General features: G+C 49.2%; 19 protein-coding genes. 14 read left to right on the top strand and 5 right to left on the bottom strand.

Annotation, left to right across the window (positions count from 1 at the left end):
- Window positions 1-87 precede the first annotated feature (87 nt).
- Genes ydcS through patD form a run of 5 tightly spaced genes read left to right on the top strand, consistent with a single transcriptional unit; the run spans window position 88 to window position 5,436 of the window.
- Window positions 88-1,233: a putative ABC transporter substrate-binding protein YdcS gene (gene ydcS / locus ACJHX7_RS24440; RefSeq protein ID WP_032330154.1), complete on the top strand. Its 1,146-nt coding sequence runs from the start codon at window positions 88-90 to the stop codon at window positions 1,231-1,233.
- 17 nt (window positions 1,234-1,250) lie between these two features.
- Window positions 1,251-2,264 carry an ABC transporter ATP-binding protein gene (locus ACJHX7_RS24435; RefSeq protein ID WP_094030504.1) on the top strand — a complete coding sequence of 338 codons (1,014 nt, stop codon included), beginning with the start codon at window positions 1,251-1,253 and terminating at the stop codon, window positions 2,262-2,264.
- A complete protein-coding gene (locus ACJHX7_RS24430) occupies window positions 2,265-3,206 on the top strand; it encodes an ABC transporter permease (RefSeq protein WP_001251325.1) in 942 nt (313 codons plus the stop codon). It abuts the gene before it with no gap.
- Complete coding sequence (locus ACJHX7_RS24425; RefSeq protein ID WP_094030505.1) at window positions 3,196-3,990, top strand: ABC transporter permease; 795 nt, start codon at window positions 3,196-3,198, stop codon at window positions 3,988-3,990. Before ACJHX7_RS24430 ends, ACJHX7_RS24425 begins: the two co-directional genes overlap by 11 nt.
- Window positions 3,991-4,011: 21 nt before the next feature.
- Complete coding sequence (gene patD, locus ACJHX7_RS24420) at window positions 4,012-5,436, top strand: aminobutyraldehyde dehydrogenase (RefSeq protein WP_094030506.1); 1,425 nt, start codon at window positions 4,012-4,014, stop codon at window positions 5,434-5,436.
- A 96-nt stretch (window positions 5,437-5,532) separates the two neighbouring features.
- On the opposite strand, the gene yncL is transcribed toward patD, so the two are convergent.
- Window positions 5,533-5,628, bottom strand: a complete 96-nt coding sequence (gene yncL / locus ACJHX7_RS24415) for a stress response membrane protein YncL (protein ID WP_001303494.1) — start codon at window positions 5,626-5,628, stop codon at window positions 5,533-5,535.
- Window positions 5,629-5,822: 194 nt separating this feature from the next.
- Between yncL and ortT the strand changes: the two genes are divergently transcribed.
- Window positions 5,823-5,996, top strand: coding sequence for an orphan toxin OrtT (ortT, locus tag ACJHX7_RS24410; RefSeq protein WP_000061178.1), 174 nt, complete (start codon window positions 5,823-5,825; stop codon window positions 5,994-5,996).
- A gap of 85 nt (window positions 5,997-6,081) precedes the next feature.
- A complete protein-coding gene (ydcY, locus tag ACJHX7_RS24405; protein WP_000018633.1) occupies window positions 6,082-6,315 on the top strand; it encodes a DUF2526 family protein YdcY in 234 nt (77 codons plus the stop codon).
- Here the strand turns inward: ydcY and ACJHX7_RS24400 are convergent, their stop codons facing one another.
- Entirely contained in the window at window positions 6,316-6,765 is a 450-nt protein-coding gene (locus ACJHX7_RS24400) for a DMT family transporter (protein WP_001076539.1), read from the bottom strand.
- Window positions 6,762-7,280, bottom strand: a complete 519-nt coding sequence (locus ACJHX7_RS24395; RefSeq protein ID WP_001571387.1) for a GNAT family N-acetyltransferase — start codon at window positions 7,278-7,280, stop codon at window positions 6,762-6,764. The genes ACJHX7_RS24400 and ACJHX7_RS24395 overlap by 4 nt, the downstream gene beginning before the upstream one ends.
- Before the next feature lie 180 nt (window positions 7,281-7,460).
- On the opposite strand from ACJHX7_RS24395, the gene curA reads away from it, so the two are divergent.
- Together curA and mcbR are read left to right on the top strand one after the other, a co-directional pair.
- The gene (curA, locus tag ACJHX7_RS24390; protein ID WP_094030507.1) at window positions 7,461-8,498 is read left to right on the top strand and encodes an NADPH-dependent curcumin/dihydrocurcumin reductase; all 1,038 of its coding nucleotides are present in this window, start codon (window positions 7,461-7,463) and stop codon (window positions 8,496-8,498) included.
- Between the two features lie 198 nt (window positions 8,499-8,696).
- Window positions 8,697-9,362 (top strand): colanic acid/biofilm transcriptional regulator McbR, encoded by a 666-nt coding sequence (gene mcbR, locus ACJHX7_RS24385; RefSeq protein ID WP_094030508.1) that lies wholly within the window; start codon window positions 8,697-8,699, stop codon window positions 9,360-9,362.
- A gap of 35 nt (window positions 9,363-9,397) precedes the next feature.
- On the opposite strand, the gene pqqU is transcribed toward mcbR, so the two are convergent.
- On the bottom strand, window positions 9,398-11,500 hold the full coding sequence (gene pqqU / locus ACJHX7_RS24380; protein WP_201489534.1) for a TonB-dependent receptor PqqU: 2,103 nt from the start codon (window positions 11,498-11,500) through the stop codon (window positions 9,398-9,400).
- Between the two features lie 242 nt (window positions 11,501-11,742).
- Here pqqU and ACJHX7_RS24375 point away from each other — a divergent pair, with 242 nt between their 5' ends.
- Complete coding sequence (locus ACJHX7_RS24375) at window positions 11,743-12,804, top strand: PQQ-binding-like beta-propeller repeat protein (RefSeq protein WP_410231719.1); 1,062 nt, start codon at window positions 11,743-11,745, stop codon at window positions 12,802-12,804.
- Window positions 12,805-12,916: 112 nt separating this feature from the next.
- Here the strand turns inward: ACJHX7_RS24375 and ansP are convergent, their stop codons facing one another.
- Window positions 12,917-14,416 carry an L-asparagine permease gene (gene ansP / locus ACJHX7_RS24370; protein ID WP_001300590.1) on the bottom strand — a complete coding sequence of 500 codons (1,500 nt, stop codon included), beginning with the start codon at window positions 14,414-14,416 and terminating at the stop codon, window positions 12,917-12,919.
- A 937-nt stretch (window positions 14,417-15,353) separates the two neighbouring features.
- Between ansP and ACJHX7_RS24365 the strand changes: the two genes are divergently transcribed.
- The 4 genes from ACJHX7_RS24365 to ACJHX7_RS24350 form a co-directional block, all read left to right on the top strand.
- Complete coding sequence (locus ACJHX7_RS24365) at window positions 15,354-15,884, top strand: type IV secretion protein Rhs (protein WP_094030510.1); 531 nt, start codon at window positions 15,354-15,356, stop codon at window positions 15,882-15,884.
- Window positions 15,881-16,237, top strand: a complete 357-nt coding sequence (locus tag ACJHX7_RS24360; protein WP_000819258.1) for a hypothetical protein — start codon at window positions 15,881-15,883, stop codon at window positions 16,235-16,237. The genes ACJHX7_RS24365 and ACJHX7_RS24360 overlap by 4 nt, the downstream gene beginning before the upstream one ends.
- A 221-nt stretch (window positions 16,238-16,458) precedes the next feature.
- The gene (locus tag ACJHX7_RS24355; RefSeq protein WP_094030511.1) at window positions 16,459-18,453 is read left to right on the top strand and encodes a type VI secretion system Vgr family protein; all 1,995 of its coding nucleotides are present in this window, start codon (window positions 16,459-16,461) and stop codon (window positions 18,451-18,453) included.
- 50 nt (window positions 18,454-18,503) lie between these two features.
- The coding region (locus tag ACJHX7_RS24350) for a DcrB-related protein (protein WP_113844120.1) at window positions 18,504-18,870 on the top strand (367 nt) is incomplete at its 3' end.

Here is an 18,870-nt window from a genome sequence, read left to right as displayed (position 1 = left end):
GCCTGCTAGTCGCCGTCTATGGTTAAACAAGGAGATATTTTTACGGCACGGCGGCTGAACAATTAATTACGACAGGAGTAAGACCTTATGAGCAAGATATTTGCCCGCAGCAGCCTGTGTGCGCTCACCATGACAATAATGACCGCTCACGCCGCCGAACCGCCTACCAATTTAGATAAACCGGAAGGGCGACTGGATATTATCGCCTGGCCGGGATACATCGAACGCGGACAAACTGATAAACAATACGACTGGGTAACGCAATTCGAAAAAGAGACAGGCTGCGCGGTGAATGTGAAAACCGCCGCGACTTCCGATGAAATGGTCAGTCTGATGACCAAAGGGGGTTACGATCTGGTTACGGCATCCGGCGATGCCTCGCTGCGCCTGATTATGGGCAAACGCGTGCAGCCGATTAATACCGCATTGATTCCCAACTGGAAAGCGCTCGATCCGCGCGTGGTTAAAGGCGACTGGTTTAACGTTGGCGGCAAAGTTTACGGCACACCTTACCAATGGGGGCCGAACCTGCTGATGTACAACACTAAAACCTTCCCGACGCCGCCGAATAGCTGGCAAGTGGTTTTTGTTGAGCAGAATCTGCCGGACGGCAAGAGCAATAAAGGCCGCGTCCAGGCTTATGATGGCCCTATCTACATTGCGGACGCTGCGTTGTTCGTTAAAGCCACTCAGCCGCAGTTGGGCATCAGCGATCCGTATCAACTCACCGAAGAACAGTACCAGGCGGTGCTGAAAGTGCTGCGCGATCAACATAGTTTGATCCATCGCTACTGGCATGACACTACCGTGCAAATGAGCGATTTCAAAAACGAGGGTGTAGTTGCTTCCAGTGCATGGCCCTATCAGGCCAACGCCCTGAAAGCCGAAGGCCAGCCTGTCGCTACCGTTTTCCCGAAAGAGGGCGTTACCGGTTGGGCTGACACCACCATGCTACATAGCGAAGCGAAACATCCGGTTTGCGCCTACAAATGGATGAACTGGTCATTAATGCCAAAAGTGCAGGGTGATGTGGCGGCCTGGTTTGGCTCGTTACCGGTAGTGCCGCAAGGGTGTAAAGCCAGTCCGTTATTAGGCGAAAAAGGTTGTGAAACCAACGGTTTTAACTATTTCGATAAAATCGCCTTCTGGAAAACGCCTATAGCAGAAGGGGGCAAGTTTGTTCCCTACAGTCGCTGGACGCAGGATTACATTGCCATTATGGGCGGTCGCTAACTTCGCTGGGGTGTTTTATGACATACGCAGTGGAGTTTGACAACGTCTCGCGGTTGTACGGTGACGTGCGCGCAGTAGATGGCGTCAGTATTGCGATAAAAGATGGTGAGTTCTTCTCTATGCTGGGGCCGTCCGGCTCCGGCAAAACCACCTGCCTGCGCCTGATTGCTGGCTTCGAACAGCTTTCCGGCGGGGCTATCTCTATCTTTGGTAAACCCGCCAGCAATCTGCCACCGTGGGAGCGGGACGTGAATACTGTCTTTCAGGACTACGCGCTATTCCCGCATATGTCGATTCTTGACAACGTCGCCTACGGGCTGATGGTCAAAGGCGTGGATAAAAAACAGCGGCATGCGATGGCGCAAGAGGCGCTGGAGAAAGTGGCGCTGGGTTTTGTTCAGCAACGTAAACCGTCACAACTTTCTGGTGGTCAGCGCCAGCGGGTTGCTATCGCCAGAGCATTGGTGAATGAACCGCGTGTGTTGTTGCTGGATGAACCGCTCGGCGCACTGGATCTCAAATTGCGTGAGCAGATGCAACTGGAACTGAAAAAGCTGCAACAGTCTCTCGGTATCACTTTTATCTTCGTTACCCACGATCAGGGCGAAGCGTTATCGATGTCCGATCGTGTGGCGGTTTTCAATAATGGACGCATTGAGCAGGTCGATTCCCCGCGTGATCTCTATATGCGCCCGCGCACGCCGTTTGTTGCCGGGTTCGTCGGGACATCGAATGTTTTTGATGCACTGATGGCAGACAAACTTTGTGGCATGACGGGAAGCTTCGCCCTGCGACCGGAACATATCCGCTTCAACATCCACGGCGAAGTGCAGGCTAATGGCACGATCCAGGCGGTGCAGTATCAGGGCGCGGCGACCCGTTTTGAACTGAGACTGAACGGCGGTGAAAAACTGCTGGTGAGTCAGGCCAATATGACAGGCGAAGAACTGCCCGCCACGCTCACGCCCGGAAAACAGGTGATGGTTTCCTGGTCGCGTGATGTGATGGTACCGCTGGTTGAGGAGAGGTGAATGGCGATGAACGTATTGCAATCACCTTCACGTCCAGGTCTGGGTAAGGTGTCCGGTTTCTTCTGGCGTAATCCGGGGCTGGGGCTGTTTTTGCTGCTGCTTGGCCCGCTAATGTGGTTTGGCATTGTCTATTTCGGCTCGCTGCTAACGCTGTTATGGCAGGGCTTTTATACCTTTGACGATTTCACCATGTCGGTAACGCCGGAACTGACGCTGGCGAATATCCGTGCGCTGTTTAATCCGGCGAATTACGACATCATTGTCCGCACGCTGACCATGGCTGTGGCAGTCACTATCGCCAGCGCCATTCTGGCTTTTCCAATGGCGTGGTATATGGCGCGCTATACCAGCGGAAAAATGAAAGCGTTTTTTTATATCGCGGTAATGTTGCCGATGTGGGCGAGCTACATTGTTAAAGCCTATGCCTGGACGTTATTGCTGGCAAAAGATGGCGTGGCTCAGTGGTTTTTACAACATCTTGGGCTGGAACCACTGCTGACTGCGTTCCTCACGCTACCGGCGGTGGGAGGTAATACGCTGTCAACTTCCGGGCTGGGGCGCTTTCTGGTGTTTCTCTATATCTGGCTGCCGTTCATGATCCTGCCCGTGCAGGCGGCGCTTGAGCGTTTGCCGCCGTCATTGTTGCAGGCGTCAGCTGATCTCGGCGCACGTCCACGACAAACCTTTCGCTATGTGGTGCTGCCGCTGGCGATCCCAGGTATTGCCGCTGGCTCTATCTTTACCTTCTCACTCACACTGGGCGATTTTATCGTCCCGCAGCTGGTTGGCCCGCCAGGATATTTTATCGGCAATATGGTTTATTCCCAGCAGGGGGCGATTGGCAATATGCCGATGGCGGCGGCATTCACCCTTGTGCCGATTGTTCTCATCGCACTCTATCTGGCGTTCGTGAAACGTCTGGGAGCGTTCGATGCACTCTGAACGCGCACCGTTTTTCCTCAAACTGGCGGCCTGGGGCGGCGTGGTTTTCCTACATTTTCCCATCCTGATTATCGCTGCCTATGCGTTTAACACTGAAGATGCGGCGTTTAGTTTTCCACCGCAAGGCCTGACGCTGCGCTGGTTTAGCGTGGCAGCACAGCGTAGTGATATTCTTGATGCCGTGACACTGTCACTTAAAGTGGCGGCGCTGGCGACATTAATTGCGCTGGTGTTAGGGACGCTGGCCGCTGCCGCGCTGTGGCGACGAGACTTTTTCGGCAAAAACGCCATTTCGCTGTTACTGCTGCTGCCCATTGCGCTGCCGGGCATTGTCACTGGTCTGGCGCTATTAACCGCCTTTAAAACCATCAATCTGGAGCCGGGATTTTTCACCATCATGGTCGGCCATGCGACTTTTTGCGTAGTGGTGGTGTTTAACAATGTCATCGCCCGTTTTCGCCGCACCTCGTGGAGTCTGGTTGAGGCGTCAATGGATCTTGGGGCCAATGGCTGGCAAACCTTCCGCTACGTAGTGTTGCCGAATCTCAGTTCGGCGCTACTGGCAGGAGGAATGCTGGCGTTTGCCTTGTCGTTCGATGAAATCATCGTGACGACCTTTACGGCAGGTCATGAACGAACGTTACCGTTGTGGTTGCTCAATCAGCTTGGGCGACCGCGTGATGTACCGGTAACCAACGTGGTGGCACTGCTGGTTATGTTGGTAACAACCTTGCCGATCCTGGGAGCCTGGTGGCTAACCCGCGAAGGCGACAATGGTCAATAACCACTGATACAGGAATATGCTATGCATCATAAGTTACTGATTAACGGAGAACTGGTTAGCGGCGAAGGGGAAAAACAGCCTGTCTATAATCCGGCAACGGGGGACGTTTTACTAGAGATTGCCGAGGCATCCGCAGAGCAGGTGGATGCTGCTGTGCGCGCGGCAGATGCAGCATTTGCCGAATGGGGGCAAACCACGCCAAAAGCGCGTGCGGAATGCCTGCTGAAACTGGCTGATGTTATCGAAGAAAATGGTCAGGTTTTTGCCGAACTGGAGTCCCGTAACTGTGGCAAACCGCTGCGTAGTGCGTTCAATGATGAAATCCCGGCGATTGTCGATGTCTTTCGCTTTTTCGCTGGTGCGGCGCGCTGTCTGAATGGTCTGGCGGCAGGTGAATATCTTGAAGGTCATACTTCGATGATCCGTCGCGATCCGTTGGGGGTCGTGGCTTCTATCGCACCGTGGAATTATCCGCTGATGATGGCAGCGTGGAAACTGGCTCCGGCGCTGGCGGCAGGGAACTGCGTAGTGCTCAAACCATCAGAAATTACCCCGCTGACCGCGTTGAAGCTGGCAGAGCTGGCGAAAGATATCTTCCCGGCTGGCGTGATTAACGTACTGTTTGGCAGAGGCAAAACGGTGGGCGATCCGCTGACCGGACATCCCAAAGTGCGGATGGTGTCGCTGACGGGCTCTATCGCCACTGGGGAACACATCATCAGCCATACCGCGCCGTCCATTAAGCGTACTCATATGGAACTTGGTGGCAAAGCGCCAGTGATTGTTTTTGATGATGCGGATATTGAAGCTGTGGTCGAAGGTGTACGTACTTTTGGCTATTACAATGCCGGACAGGATTGTACTGCGGCTTGTCGGCTCTACGCGCAAAAAGGCATTTACGGTACGCTGGTGGAAAAACTCGGTGCTGCGGTGGCAACGTTAAAATCGGGTTCGCCGGATGACGAGTCTACGGAGCTTGGACCTTTAAGCTCGCTGGCGCATCTCGAACGCGTCAGCAAGGCGGTAGAAGAGGCGAAAGCGACAGGGCACATCAAAGTGATCACTGGCGGTGAAAAGCGCAAGGGTAATGGCTATTACTATGCGCCGACGCTACTGGCTGGCGCATTACAGGATGATGCCATCGTGCAAAAAGAGGTATTTGGTCCGGTAGTGAGTGTTACGCTCTTCGACAACGAAGAACAGGTGGTGAACTGGGCGAATGACAGTCAGTACGGACTTGCATCCTCGGTATGGACGAAAGATGTGGGCAGGGCGCATCGCGTCAGCGCGCGGCTGCAATATGGTTGTACCTGGGTCAATACCCATTTCATGCTGGTAAGTGAAATGCCGCACGGTGGGCAGAAACTTTCTGGTTACGGCAAGGATATGTCACTTTATGGGCTGGAGGATTACACCGTCGTCCGCCACGTCATGGTTAAACATTAAGGATAATATTGCAGATCGTAATAGTATGAGATGATCTTGCGTACTGTCAGAGCACTGATTTCTCTCACAGTACGTGCTGCGTGCAAAATCACTACATCAAATAAACCAGCCAAATCTCATAGAGATAAGAGTAAACAAACCAACAGCAGCAAAGACATTTATCAGTACTACAGTTCTACTGGAAACATTCATTTTTGCCACCTTTTATCATTGCCCCTATGTGTATAGTACGGGTTAAGAAAATCCGCAATAATACTCATTCTGAAGATGGATAAGGGCAAGTTGCTGTTTGATGATTTTTTCTCAAACTGGTGAAAAAACTTGATGCACGTCAAAAAATGACGCATATTTGCGCGCGTTTTATTCATCTGGCTGGACGCCCGTACATGTCTCTCTATCAACACATGCTTGTTTTTTATGCGGTTATGGCAGCAATCGCATTTCTTATCACCTGGTTTCTTTCTCACGATAAGAAACGCATCCGTTTCTTAAGCGCCTTTCTGGTGGGGGCAACATGGCCGATGAGTTTCCCGGTGGCGCTGTTGTTTTCACTGTTTTAAATCTTACTCACTGGCTTGACGGCACCACGCAGACTTATATCATTTGGATGAATCGATAAATTTCACAAGTGGCTAAGGAGAAAGTATGTCGCATCTGGATGAAGTCATCGCGCGCGTGGATGCCGCGATTGAAGAGAGCGTCATTGCCCATATGAACGAATTATTAATCGCCCTGAGCGATGACGCGGAGTTAAGTCGGGAAGATCGCTACACCCAGCAGCAGCGTCTGCGCACAGCGATCGCCCATCACGGTCGCAAACATAAAGAAGATATGGAAGCGCGCCACGAACAGTTAACCAAAGGCGGCACCATCCTGTGATTAAAATGAGCGTCTGGCTACCAACCAGGCGCCAACCACAAGTAAAATTGCGCCACAAATTGGGCCGAACAACGCCCGTAGTGGTACGCCATGACTGCGGAAGATATCCAGAACCAGACCGCCAATCAGCTGGCTGGCGACCAGTACTGCAATAGTTGTCGCCGCTCCCACATTCTGATATCCGCTGATACTGGCGAAGACAAAAAACGATCCCAGCAAGCCAGGTATAAGTGTCCACCAGCGCACGCTGGACACCAGTTCGCCAAACCCCGCCATACCTTGTTTAAACCATAAAATAGAAACAAAGAGCACAATCCCCACCAGTGAGTTCAGCAACATGGCGATGAGAATGGTAGAGGAGGTCTGGGTGATGCGCACCATCAGCGTGTTCTGGACTACCAGACCAATTCCGGCGGCAATCAAAAAAGCAAGGGTGAGCGACTGATTCATCCAATCGCGTCCGGTTCAGTGCGCTCGTCGAGTTGCAACTGCATAAATGTCAGATCCAGCCAGCGCCCAAATTTAGTGCCCACCTGCGGCATTTGTGCGGTGATGACAAATCCCAGCGACTGGTGGAGATGCAGCGAAGCCTGATTTTGCGATTCGATCCCGGCGACCATGACATGCTTCCCGCAATCCCGCGCTTCATCAATCAATCGGCTTAACAATTTACGCCCCAGACCTTTGCCCTGATGATCGGGATGGACATAAACCGAATGTTCCACGGTATGGCGAAAACCATCGAAACTACGCCAGTCGCCAAACGAGGCATATCCCGTCACTACGCCATCTTGTTCACTCACCAGCACTGGATAACCAGCTAAAGTCCGCGCTTCAAACCAGGCAATGCGATTATCTGCATCCACCGTTTGGTCATTCCAGATAGCCGCCGTATACAACACGGCGTGGTTATAAATTTCCGCAATGGCAGCACAGTCGGCTTTGCGGGCAAAACGGATGGACATGTCTGGCCTCGATAAAATAATGATGATGATGTTATCAATACTATCGAAAACAGCCCGAAGCAACGGATTCCTCGATGAAATTATTGCGTGTTGCAGAGGGGATGTGACGGCTGCAAACAAAACCAATCCCGTGAGCCTGCTACTATTGATGGATTCATGCCAAAAGCACAGGAGAGCATTATGGGGCAACAAAAGCAGCGTAACCGCCGTTGGGTTCTGGCCTCGCGTCCGCATGGCGCGCCGGTTCCGGAGAATTTCCGTCTTGAAGAAGATGATGTCGCCACACCGGGTGAAGGACAGGTGTTACTGCGCACAGTTTATTTGTCCCTGGACCCGTATATGCGTGGACGTATGAGCGATGAGCCATCTTATTCACCGCCTGTTGATATTGGCGGCGTGATGGTCGGCGGCACGGTGAGCCGTGTCGTGGAGTCGAATCATCCTGATTATCAGCCTGGCGACTGGGTGCTGGGCTACAGTGGATGGCAGGACTATGACATATCCAGTGGTGATGAACTGGTGAAACTTGGCGATCATCCGCAAAATCCATCGTGGTCGCTGGGTGTGCTGGGGATGCCAGGCTTTACCGCTTATATGGGGCTGCTGGATATCGGTCAGCCTAAAGAGGGCGAAACGCTGGTGGTTGCGGCGGCGACAGGACCAGTGGGGGCGACGGTGGGGCAAATCGGCAAACTTAAAGGTTGTAGAGTGGTGGGGGTAGCCGGTGGCGCGGAAAAATGCCGCCATGCTACCGAGGTGTTAGGCTTCGATGTTTGCCTTGATCACCACGCGGACGATTTTGCCGAACAACTGGCGAAAGCGTGCCCAAAAGGTATTGATATCTATTATGAAAACGTGGGCGGTAAGGTATTTGATGCAGTGCTACCTTTACTTAATACATCTGCGCGCATTCCTGTTTGTGGCTTAGTGAGCAGCTATAACGCTACAGAGCTACCACCCGGTCCGGATCGTTTACCTCTGTTGATGGCTACGGTGCTGAAAAAACGTATTCGCTTGCAAGGATTTATTATCGCTCAGGATTATGGTCACCGCATCCATGAGTTTCAGAAGGAGATGGGGCAATGGGTGAAAGAGGATAAAATCCACTACCGCGAAGAAATTACTGACGGTTTAGAGAATGCGCCACAGACATTTATCGGCCTGCTGAAGGGTAAAAACTTCGGCAAAGTGGTGATCCGCGTGGCGTGTGATGATTAAAGATACGACGGCGGCGTAAAGCCGCCATAAAAATCCAGGCAAAAAGCTTATTTTCAGCTTTAATTAACTAACCACGTCATTGTTCTGCTGCTAATAACAACAAAGGTGAGTGGTTTATGATTATTCACTTTAATACACCAGGTGAACTCCTTCTGCCATGCAGGCAGGGTTGGACAGAAAACACGCGAAGGAATTAAAATGCCTGGAACGGGAAAAATGAAACATGTCAGTTTGACTCTGCAGGTTGAGAACGACCTGAAACATCAGCTTAGTATTGGCGCATTAAAACCTGGCGCACGCCTGATTACTAAAAATCTGGCGGAGCAATTAGGTATGAGTATTACACCTGTGCGTGAAGCATTATTACGTCTGGTTTCGGTGAATGCGCTTTCTGTCGCACCAGCGCAAGCATTTACAGTTCCGGAAGTGGGGAAACGTCAATTAGACGAAATCAATCGGATCCGCTACGAGCTGGAATTAATGGCAGTTACTCTGGCTGTTGAAAACCTCACCCCGCAAGACCTGGCGGAACTCGAGGAATTGCTCGAGAAATTACAGCAGGCGCAAGAAAAGGGCGACATGGAACAAATCATTAATGCGAACAGGCTATTTCGCTTAGCGATTTATCATCGTTCAAATATGCCCATCCTGTGTGAAATGATTGAGCAACTGTGGATCAGGATGGGACCTGGTTTACATTATCTTTATGAAGCGATTAACCCAGCGGAATTACGTGAGCGTATAGAAAGCTATCATGAACTACTCGCCGCGTTAAAAGTAAAAGACAAAGAGGGATGCAGACATTGTCTTGCTGAAATTATGCAAAAAAACGTTGCTATGTTATACCAGCAATATAATCGTTAAAGTAAGTGCCCGGCAAATACCGGGCATCAAGGTAATCACTCAAATCGCCACGCAATATTCACGCCGATACCATAATTTCGTCCGGGCGCAGGTTCGTAATATCGCCCGTTTGACTCATTGACAATGACAGAGCCAACGTATTCTTTATCGAATAAATTATCGACACGACCAAATAAATCCACGGTTAAATTGTGGTAATTGTATTTATACCCGGTGAATAAGCCGACGAGTGTATAAGAAGGCGCTTTGGCCGTATTTTCATCATCTGCCATAATATCGCCCATATAACGCGCTTCCGTGCCTGCATACCAACCATCTTCCGGTATATAACCTATCGACGCAAAGCCCATATTACGGGCGATCCCTGGAATCCGGTTACCGTTACAATCCTGTTCATTGCAAACATTGCTGCGATAGGTCGCATCAAGCCAGGTCCAGGACGCTTTTACGCGAAAATCTCCCGCGAAACGTTGATCCCATGCCAGTTCAGCGCCTTGACGACGGGTCTTTCCGGCATTTTTGTAAGTCGTACGCCCACCGCTACTGCTATCGACAACAATTTCATCATCGGTGTCGGTCTGGAACAATGCGAGACTAAGCAGCCCATCACCAATACGCGTTTTACTGCCGATCTCAATTGTATCGTTGGTGGAGGGTTTTAACCCAAAGTTCATACCGCTTTGTCCATCAGCACGATAAGACAGCTCATTAATCGTCGGCGTTTCAAAACCTCGCCCGGCTGCCAGATAGATATTCCAGGCATCGGTCATTGCATATTTTAACGAACCGGCAGGTAGCCATTTGTGATAACTGGCATCACCGCTGTCATCGCCGTTACCCGGAGTAACGTAATGGTCGTTGGAATCAAACCACACGGAGCTGTAGCGCACGCCAGCATCCAGCGACAGTTTTTCGCTCAGCTGCCACTGCGTCTGTAAATAGGGATCGACGTTCCACATCAGATTGCGTTCGTCGCGGCGCAACTCACCTTTTTGCCCGTATTCCGGCACGCCGCTATTCAGGCGGAAGTTATTGTAGCCCTTGCGGTTTTCACTCATGTTTTCGTAGTTCAGGCCGGTAGTGAACGTGAGCGGAACGCCCAGTTCACCACGGTGTGTCCAGCGGCTGTCTATCCCCTGGTAATGGCGTTGCAGAGTAATCACGCCGCCCGCATGTGACGGGTTAAGTTGCGGGGCCATGGGGATTGACTGGTACTGGGTCGTTTCTCGCTCTCCGGCATACATCATCACACTCATATCATCTTGCGCGCTCAGGCTACGCTCATAGCGCAACCCAGCCTGAGTTTGCTTGATGGTTTTTCGCGTGTCGTACTGTTCTGCACGAGGCGCTTGTTGTGGATTCGCCTTCCATTCTGCTTTGGTTAGCCCACCTGGGTCATCTGCTTTGATATCCACACTATTGAAAATCAGGCTTAATTTGCTGGCTTCATCAATGCGAACGCCCAGTTTGGCATTGGCTAAATTTTTCTGTGCGCCACTATGGTCACGATAGCCGTGGGTCGTAAAACGCGTGGTTGAGACGGTGTAATCGACATCGCCAGGCTGTGTGCCGTCGCCCGTTGCGCCTGTTGCTTTCAGCCCATAGCGCCAGCTGCCAAAACTGCCGTAGTAACTACTGGCTTCAATGGTTGGTGGCTGTTGTCCGGTCTGGGTGATGACATTCATTACACCTCCAGACGCGTTGCCATACAGAGCAGAGAAGGGGCCACGCAGCACTTCCACATTTTGCACACTGCTTAAATCGATGTTGGATGTCTGCCCTTGTCCGTCGGGCATGGTGGCGGGAATACCGTCCACATACAGGCGAATACTACGAATTCCGTAAGTGGAGCGGGAGCCAAATCCGCGAATCGACAGCTGTAAATCTTGCGCATAGTTCTGCCGGTTTTGTACTTGTAAACCAGGCACTCCGGTCAGTGATTCAGACAAGTTAATGCGCGGTGTTGCCAGGCGCATCTCCTCGCCATCCACCACGCTCACGGCTGCTGGGGTATCCAGTTCTGAAACCACCTGCGGTGCGGCACTGACAATCATGGTCTGTTCATCAGCGGCAAAAACAACGGGGGAAAGGACAAGCAGTGCGGGCAAAACGGTCTGTCGGACGGAAAAAATCTTCATGAAAAAAGCCAGGTTAAGAATGGGGAAAACACCGTCATAGTAATAAAATTGTAAATTTATGGAAAACGAAACGGCACGATACGTTAAGTAATTGAGAAAATTGTAGTCGTAACGGCAAGAAATGCTCCACATTTGAGAAAATAATGATTACCATTCCCATTTATAACAAGGGCGTAACGATGATTACGCTTAGCGAAGCATTGTGAAGCAGCAAAAATATCGGTTCATCAAAGGGAGTCGTCATGCATTTACGTCATCTGTTTTCATCGCGCCTGCGTGGTTCATTACTGTTAGGTTCATTGCTTGTTGCTTCATCATTCAGTACGCAGGCCGCAGAAGAAATGCTGCGTAAAGCGGTAGGTAAAGGTGCCTACGAAATGGCTTATAGCCAGCAAGAAAACGCGCTGTGGCTCGCCACTTCGCAAAGCCGCAAACTGGATAAAGGCGGCGTGGTTTATCGTCTTGATCCGGTTACTCTGGAAGTGACGCAGGCGATCCATAACGATCTCAAGCCGTTTGGTGCCACCATCAATAACACGACTCAGACGTTGTGGTTTGGTAACACTGTAAACAGCGCGGTCACGGCGATAGATGCCAAAACGGGCGAAGTGAAAGGCCGTCTGGTGCTGGATGATCGTAAGCGCACGGAAGAGGTGCTCCCGCTGCAACCGCGTGAGCTGGTAGCTGATGATGCCACGAACACCGTTTACATCAGTGGTATTGGTAAAGAGAGCGTGATTTGGGTCGTTGATGGCGAGAATATCAAACTGAAAACCGCCATCCAGAACACCGGTAAAATGAGTACCGGTTTAGCGCTGGATAGCAAAGGCAAACGTCTTTACACCACTAACGCTGACGGCGAATTGATTACCATCGACACCGCCGACAATAAAATCCTCAGCCGTAAAAAGCTGCTGGATGACGACAAAGAGCACTTCTTTATCAACATCAGCCTTGATACCACCAATCAGCGTGCATTTATCACCGATTCTAAAGCGGCAGAAGTGTTAGTGGTTGATACCCGTAATGGCAATATTCTTGCGAAGGTTGCGGCACCGGAATCACTGGCTGTGCTGTTTAACCCAGCGCGTAATGAAGCCTACGTGACGCATCGTCAGGCAGGTAAAGTCAGTGTGATTGACGCGAAAAGCTATAAAGTGGTGAAAACGTTCGATACGCCGACTCATCCGAACAGCCTGGCGCTGTCTGCAGATGGCAAAACGCTGTATGTCAGTGTGAAACAAAAATCCACTAAACAGCAGGAAGCTACCCAGCCGGACGATGTGATTCGTATTGCGCTGTAATAGATATGGCGAGGGTGAAAACGGAGAGACTTGCCTGACTTTTATCACGCCGTATCCGGCACCTTCTTCAGTAATTTGAATTTGCCCGGCACGCAGCCGGGCAATTTTGCAATTAACTCGCCGTTTCAGGTTTAAACACAATTTCCTGTTTTTCTTCATCTTCCTCGACGACTGGCGCAGTGCTGTGAATTTCAGCAACGCGTTTGCGCACACCAAACCAGCCTATAACCAGCAGAATACCGATAATCGGCAGCGCCGCGATAGTATAAGTCCCGTTCGGGTAATCGAACGCCATCAGCACCAGGACACTCAGTAAAAACAGTAATGTCAGCCAGGAAGTGAAGGGCGCGCCAGGCAGTTTAAAACTGACATCCGCTGCTTTGCCTTCTTTAATCGCTTTACGCAGGCGCATCTGGCACACGATGATAAACGCCCATGAAGCGATGATTCCCAGCGACGCGAAGTTCAACACAATCTCAAATACGCGCGACGGCACCAGATAGTTGAGGAATACGCCGACGACATACACAACCAGTGTCGCCAGAATCCCGGCATACGGCACATGCTGACGACTCATTTTCGCCATAAAACTCGGTGCGGAACCGCCCATCGCCATCGAGCGCAGAATACGCCCGGTGCAGTACAGACCTGAATTCAGGCTGGAGAGGGCAGCGGTCAGCACCACAATGTTCATAATGCTGCCGATATATGGCACACCCAGTTTAGAGAAAAACGTCACGAACGGACTTTGCCCCGCCTGATACGCGCTCCACGGCAATAACATAACCAGCAACACCACGGAGCCGACGTAAAACAGACCAATACGCCAAATCACACTGTTAATCGCTTTAGGCACCATGGTCTGCGGATCTTTACATTCTCCGGCCGCTGTACCCACCATTTCAATGGAGGCAAAAGCAAACACTACGCCCTGAATCAACACCAGCGCAGGCAGCAAACCGTGGGGGAAGAAGCCGCCGTTATCGGTAATTAAATGAAAGCCAGTGGTGTTGCCATCCAGCGGCTGACCGCTACCGAGGAACACTGTACCCACGACCAAAAAGGTCACAATGGCGAGCACTTTAATAAGCGCAAACCAGAACTCCATCTCCGCAAACCATTTCACACCGATCATATTCATGGTGCCAACGATGGTCAGCGCAGCGAGCGCAAAGACCCACTGCGGCACGCCGCCAAACGCACCCCAGTAATGCATATACAGAGCGACGGCGGTAATATCGACAATCCCCGTCATCGCCCAGTTGATGAAGTACATCCAGCCTGCAACGTAAGCGGCTTTCTCTCCTAAAAACTCACGGGCATAAGAGACAAAACTGCCACTGGAAGGGCGGTGTAGCACCAGCTCACCCAATGCACGCAGAATAAAAAACGAAAACAAGCCACAAATTAAATAAACCAGTGCCAGTGCTGGACCCGCCATTTGCAGTCGGGCTCCCGCGCCTAAAAACAAACCCGTACCAATCGCGCCGCCAATGGCGATCATCTGTACCTGGCGATTGCCCATCGCTTTGTGATACCCCTCTTCGTGGGCATTAAGCCAGCGGCGTTTCGCGGCGTGCTGATCTGAAGTGTCGGTGTCGTGTTTACTCATTGCTCTCCCTGATTGCTTTAATGAAAAAGTCATATAAGTTGCCATGAACAATGTTTATTCATCCTGGCGATGACAAGATTCACCATTATTCTTTATGGGTATAACTGTCGGCGCAGAATCCTACCTTTTATCGTGTAACGATGCAAAATAATCCCGCTATAAATATGTGGGGATAAAGGCGGCCGGCAACCAAATAGCAACCTGATGAAATTTTGACGGAAACAACCACTATTGGTTTGATGATGCCCGACGGCAGTCCTACTCTTGCGCCACTCGTTCGTCGCTCTGAACGCCAGTGGTTGCAGTGGACACTGGCGTGGTTGGCTCATTGAATAGTGAGGTGCTAGCACATGACGGGTTTCAGGGGTAATACGCCAAATACCAATACCATTGCTGATTAAATGAGCCAATTGCTGACGTTAAAGAAAAGGCTAAAAAATGTAAGAGGCATGTAGGATGATAAACGCGCTATTGCCCAACAGGAGTTTCTGGAATTAGTCCTGTTCCATGGTCATTACAACTCTTAAAACATTACTTCAATATAATTAATGTGTATATCATTCCCGATATTAATTTATGAAGTGAATTTGATATATTCCGAATTCTTAATTTACATTACTAATGTATGGGGCATAACGTTAAGATTGCTATGTGCAGATTAAGATATCAGGGTGGGGCGGTAGCGTTTACAGATATTAATCAATTGATGAGAATTATGTTAACTGCGTAATCATTTGCATCGGTTATTGATATTGAAGATAGATTAATAAAAATGCTGAGAATTAATGTTAAGAAATCATAACGGGAAACGTTGATAACTTGCTTTGATTTCATTTTCTATGAAGATGATGCCATCAATACTGTATAAAGTGGGAATGTTGAACATCAAAGAGCGTTTGTGTTTTATCTGAAAGATATTATTTCCAGGGGAAAGGATATGTCATTAAGGAGAATGACATCTGGTGAATTAACATTGGCCAGATCGACTTTTGAGAATACAATTGATTATAGCAAGGTATGGATCCACAATGAAAAATATTTGCCTGGTCAAGGGGAAAGAACAGCGATAACCCCAAACGGGGAAATGTATTATCCTGATGCTGTTTATAGTTCAGATTATTCATCGCAAGCAATGCCTGGCGATCGTGAAACAGTAGCAGGTGCTTCTCACTTGTTTATTCATGAAATGATGCATGTTTGGCAATATCAGAAAGGGTATGCAGTTAAGTCGCGTGGTTTATTTTCCTGGGCGGCAAATTATCATTACGATCTTAATTTACAGTCAATTTCTTCTTATTCCATGGAACAACAAGCATCTATAGTTGCTGATTATTGGCTATTAATTAACTATGGACTGGTGGCTGATTTGGCAAATGTTAACTATGTAGGTGATACAACTGAATCAGTGAACACTCTATCGGAAAAATACAAAAAGGTGCTTAATTTATTTCCTGCGGGTGTCATATGAAGAGATTCTTTTTGTTTTTCTTTTTGTCGGGATGCACTGTTGGTGATTATGTTCGCCCATTGTTACCCGGTAGTGTATATTTGCAAGACGGACAGATTTGTTCAAAACCAGACGATGGGAATATTATTTCAAATTATGTTTTATATGAAGGTAAATATGGCAATGCAATAAAGTTGAAAAGAGTGACAGGTCAGTTCGAACCCGTATGTATTGATATAAGTGAGCTATCTTCAGATGTTATGTATATCGGGAAATACATGCTCTCTTCCGGAAGTAAAAAAGAATACTATGGTTTTAGCATAATTAGAACCGGAGAACGTATTTTAAGACTTGATGATAATCATATCAAATAACAGATTAAATAATTTTATTAGTTTTATTAATGTACTTTAGGTGAATGTTTCCACCAGGTTAACATGACGGTGCATTCTTCAAGGCATATATGGTTGATAGTATCTTCAGTAGCACGCATAAGTATTGAGATGTTTTATGCCAGCTACGAATATATTGCATATTTTATTCTCTGTAAGATTTCTTATTAGCACTTATCCATTTCTAGTTAAAAGGATTAATTATGAGTTTTGCAGCTACAGATTATCCATCCGGCGCACTAACTGGATCGGGTACACATAACGTGACTTTGAGCGGCAGCGCAGTTCCTGATGGAATGTTACTGTTTGCAAGCTTAGGGGGTACAGAAACAGTAGGGGAACTATTTAATTATTCTATTAAATTAAAAACTCCTGACATCCTGAACCTGGGCTATGTTTCCCCCGCAGCCAACCTGCAGCTCAAACCGATGGTGGGCAAAGATCTGTGCGTCAATATCGAATTGGATGGCGGCGGAAAACGTTATATCAGCGGGCTGGTGACGGCGGCACGCGTGGCTGGTCATCAAGGACGTTCGGTGGTGTATGAACTGCGGCTCGAACCGTGGTTAAAAATACTGACCCACACTAGTGACTACAAAGCGTTTCAGAATAAAAACGTGGTGGAGATCCTGGATGAGGTACTGGATGAGTACCCCTGGCCAGTGGAAAAACGACTGGTGGAAAATTATCCGACTCGCGCCTGGCAGGTGCAGTACGGTGAAACAGATTTCGATTTTGTTCAGCGCCTGATGCAGGAGTGGGGTATCTACTGGTGGTTTGAGCACAGCGAGAACAGTCACACGTTAGTGCTGGCTGATGCCATTAATGTCCACAAGGCATGCGCAGATTCGCCGCTGGTGTGTTATTACCAGAAAGGGCTGAAACTGGACAAGGAGTTTATCCATACCATCACAGCAAATGAAAGTCTGCGCAGCGGACAGTGGGTGCTGAATGATTTCGACTTTATGAAGCCGCGTTCACTGTTGAAGAGCACCGTGGCTAATCCGCGTGAAACCGGCCTTGCTGAATATGAGCACTACGAATGGCCGGGAGATTACTTCACAAAGAGTGAAGGTGAAATGCTGACACGCATTCGCATGGAAGAACAGCGTAGCCCAGGTAGTCGGGTACAGGGCAGCGGCAATATTCGTACCCTGATGACAGGTTTTACCTTCACCCTGGAAAACTATCCGACAGCCGAAGTGAACCGGGAATATCTGCTGGTACAGACCACGCTATTTATACAGGACAATGCGCAACACAGCGGCCAGGAGCAGCATTTCTCTTACTCAACCAGCTTTGAACTGCATCCCACCAGCGAAGTTTACCGCCCACAACGAACTCTGAGCAAACCCCACACTAAAGGCCCGCAGAGCGCCATCGTCACCGGCCCGGCAGGGCAGGAAATCTGGACAGATAAATATGGCCGGGTGAAAGTTCAGTTTGGCTGGGATCGTTACGGTAAGAATGACGAAAATAGTTCCTGCTGGGTCCGTGTCAGTTATCCGTGGGCGGGTAAAGGATTCGGTGGCATTCAGATCCCGCGCATTGGTCAGGAAGTACTGGTGGATTTCAAAAACGGTGATCCGGATTTACCGATAATCGTTGGGCGTACCTACAATCAGGACACCATGCCACCGTGGGGACTACCGAGCGCAGCGACGCAAAGCGGATTTTACAGTCACACTATCGGCGGCGGCCCAACCAATGCCAACGCACTACGTTTTGAGGATAAACCTGGCGGTGAAGAGGTCTGGCTACATGCCGAAAAAGATCAGCGGATTGAAGTAAATAATAATGAAAGCCACTGGGTGGGCAATAATCGCCTTAAAGTCATTGATAAAACAGAAACAGCGATAATTGGTGAGGAACGTTCTCTTACAGTTCAGATGGATGATACCTCCCTTGCCGGACAAAATAAAACGATTCAGGCCGTACAGAATTTACGCCTTGCTGCGGGAGATTCCATAATTCTTAGTTGTGGGAACACTATCCTGCAAATGACCAGTGACGGAATATTTAATATAACCTGTAAGAATTTTAATATTACTGCAACAGAAAATGGAAAGATAAATACACAATCAGGTCAGCTTGATTTAAATATGAATAACAGGGCGGCAGATATACTTCCGCCAGGAACATCGGAAAAAACAGCCCTTCAATTGGCGATAGATGTCGCCTTCATGACTAAAAAATAAACAAAAACCATCATTAAATAATTTATTAATTTAAAAGGACTCATATCATTATGACGGAGTATTATCTCAATGAAACTGTTGTAACTTTTTCCGGGAATATTATTCAGGACAGTACTATTAATATGCTGCGCCTCAGCGATCCCGACGCTGCACTCATTATCAGCCGGGGCCAGATGCAGGAAGGAGACGAATTAGCCTCCCAGATTGAACAGCAAATGAAAAAACTGGAGAAACAGGTAAAGGATCTTCACTACACGCCCGTTCAGGTAACACGGGTGGGGATTAATGACGGTGAAGAAGGACTGGAAATACAGAGCCAGTTTCTCCGGGGTAACGAGCAGGTGTACCAGTGTCAGGTGGCATTTGTATTGCCGGGTGAGCGGGTCATGATGGCCTTCACCTACGCCCGAACCACAC

The organism is Escherichia sp. WS1451, assembly GCF_046487365.1.
In the GTDB taxonomy this organism is placed as follows: Bacteria; Pseudomonadota; Gammaproteobacteria; order Enterobacterales; family Enterobacteriaceae; genus Escherichia; species Escherichia coli.
Note: the sequence above shows the minus strand (reverse complement) of the source record. Positions and strands in the feature narration are given on the sequence as shown.

Bases quoted from the DNA above. Each gene is read 5' to 3' on its own strand.
- ydcS (WP_032330154.1), top strand. From the start codon at position 88: ATGAGCAAGATATTTGCCCGCAGCAGCCTGTGTGCGCTCACCATGACA.
- ACJHX7_RS24435 (WP_094030504.1), top strand. From the start codon at position 1,251: ATGACATACGCAGTGGAGTTTGACAACGTCTCGCGGTTGTACGGTGAC.
- ACJHX7_RS24430 (WP_001251325.1), top strand. From the start codon at position 2,265: ATGGCGATGAACGTATTGCAATCACCTTCACGTCCAGGTCTGGGTAAG.
- ACJHX7_RS24425 (WP_094030505.1), top strand. From the start codon at position 3,196: ATGCACTCTGAACGCGCACCGTTTTTCCTCAAACTGGCGGCCTGGGGC.
- patD (WP_094030506.1), top strand. From the start codon at position 4,012: ATGCATCATAAGTTACTGATTAACGGAGAACTGGTTAGCGGCGAAGGG.
- yncL (WP_001303494.1), bottom strand. From the start codon at position 5,628: ATGAATGTTTCCAGTAGAACTGTAGTACTGATAAATGTCTTTGCTGCT.
- ortT (WP_000061178.1), top strand. From the start codon at position 5,823: ATGTCTCTCTATCAACACATGCTTGTTTTTTATGCGGTTATGGCAGCA.
- ydcY (WP_000018633.1), top strand. From the start codon at position 6,082: ATGTCGCATCTGGATGAAGTCATCGCGCGCGTGGATGCCGCGATTGAA.
- ACJHX7_RS24400 (WP_001076539.1), bottom strand. From the start codon at position 6,765: ATGAATCAGTCGCTCACCCTTGCTTTTTTGATTGCCGCCGGAATTGGT.
- ACJHX7_RS24395 (WP_001571387.1), bottom strand. From the start codon at position 7,280: ATGTCCATCCGTTTTGCCCGCAAAGCCGACTGTGCTGCCATTGCGGAA.
- curA (WP_094030507.1), top strand. From the start codon at position 7,461: ATGGGGCAACAAAAGCAGCGTAACCGCCGTTGGGTTCTGGCCTCGCGT.
- mcbR (WP_094030508.1), top strand. From the start codon at position 8,697: ATGCCTGGAACGGGAAAAATGAAACATGTCAGTTTGACTCTGCAGGTT.
- pqqU (WP_201489534.1), bottom strand. From the start codon at position 11,500: ATGAAGATTTTTTCCGTCCGACAGACCGTTTTGCCCGCACTGCTTGTC.
- ACJHX7_RS24375 (WP_410231719.1), top strand. From the start codon at position 11,743: ATGCATTTACGTCATCTGTTTTCATCGCGCCTGCGTGGTTCATTACTG.
- ansP (WP_001300590.1), bottom strand. From the start codon at position 14,416: ATGAGTAAACACGACACCGACACTTCAGATCAGCACGCCGCGAAACGC.
- ACJHX7_RS24365 (WP_094030510.1), top strand. From the start codon at position 15,354: ATGTCATTAAGGAGAATGACATCTGGTGAATTAACATTGGCCAGATCG.
- ACJHX7_RS24360 (WP_000819258.1), top strand. From the start codon at position 15,881: ATGAAGAGATTCTTTTTGTTTTTCTTTTTGTCGGGATGCACTGTTGGT.
- ACJHX7_RS24355 (WP_094030511.1), top strand. From the start codon at position 16,459: ATGAGTTTTGCAGCTACAGATTATCCATCCGGCGCACTAACTGGATCG.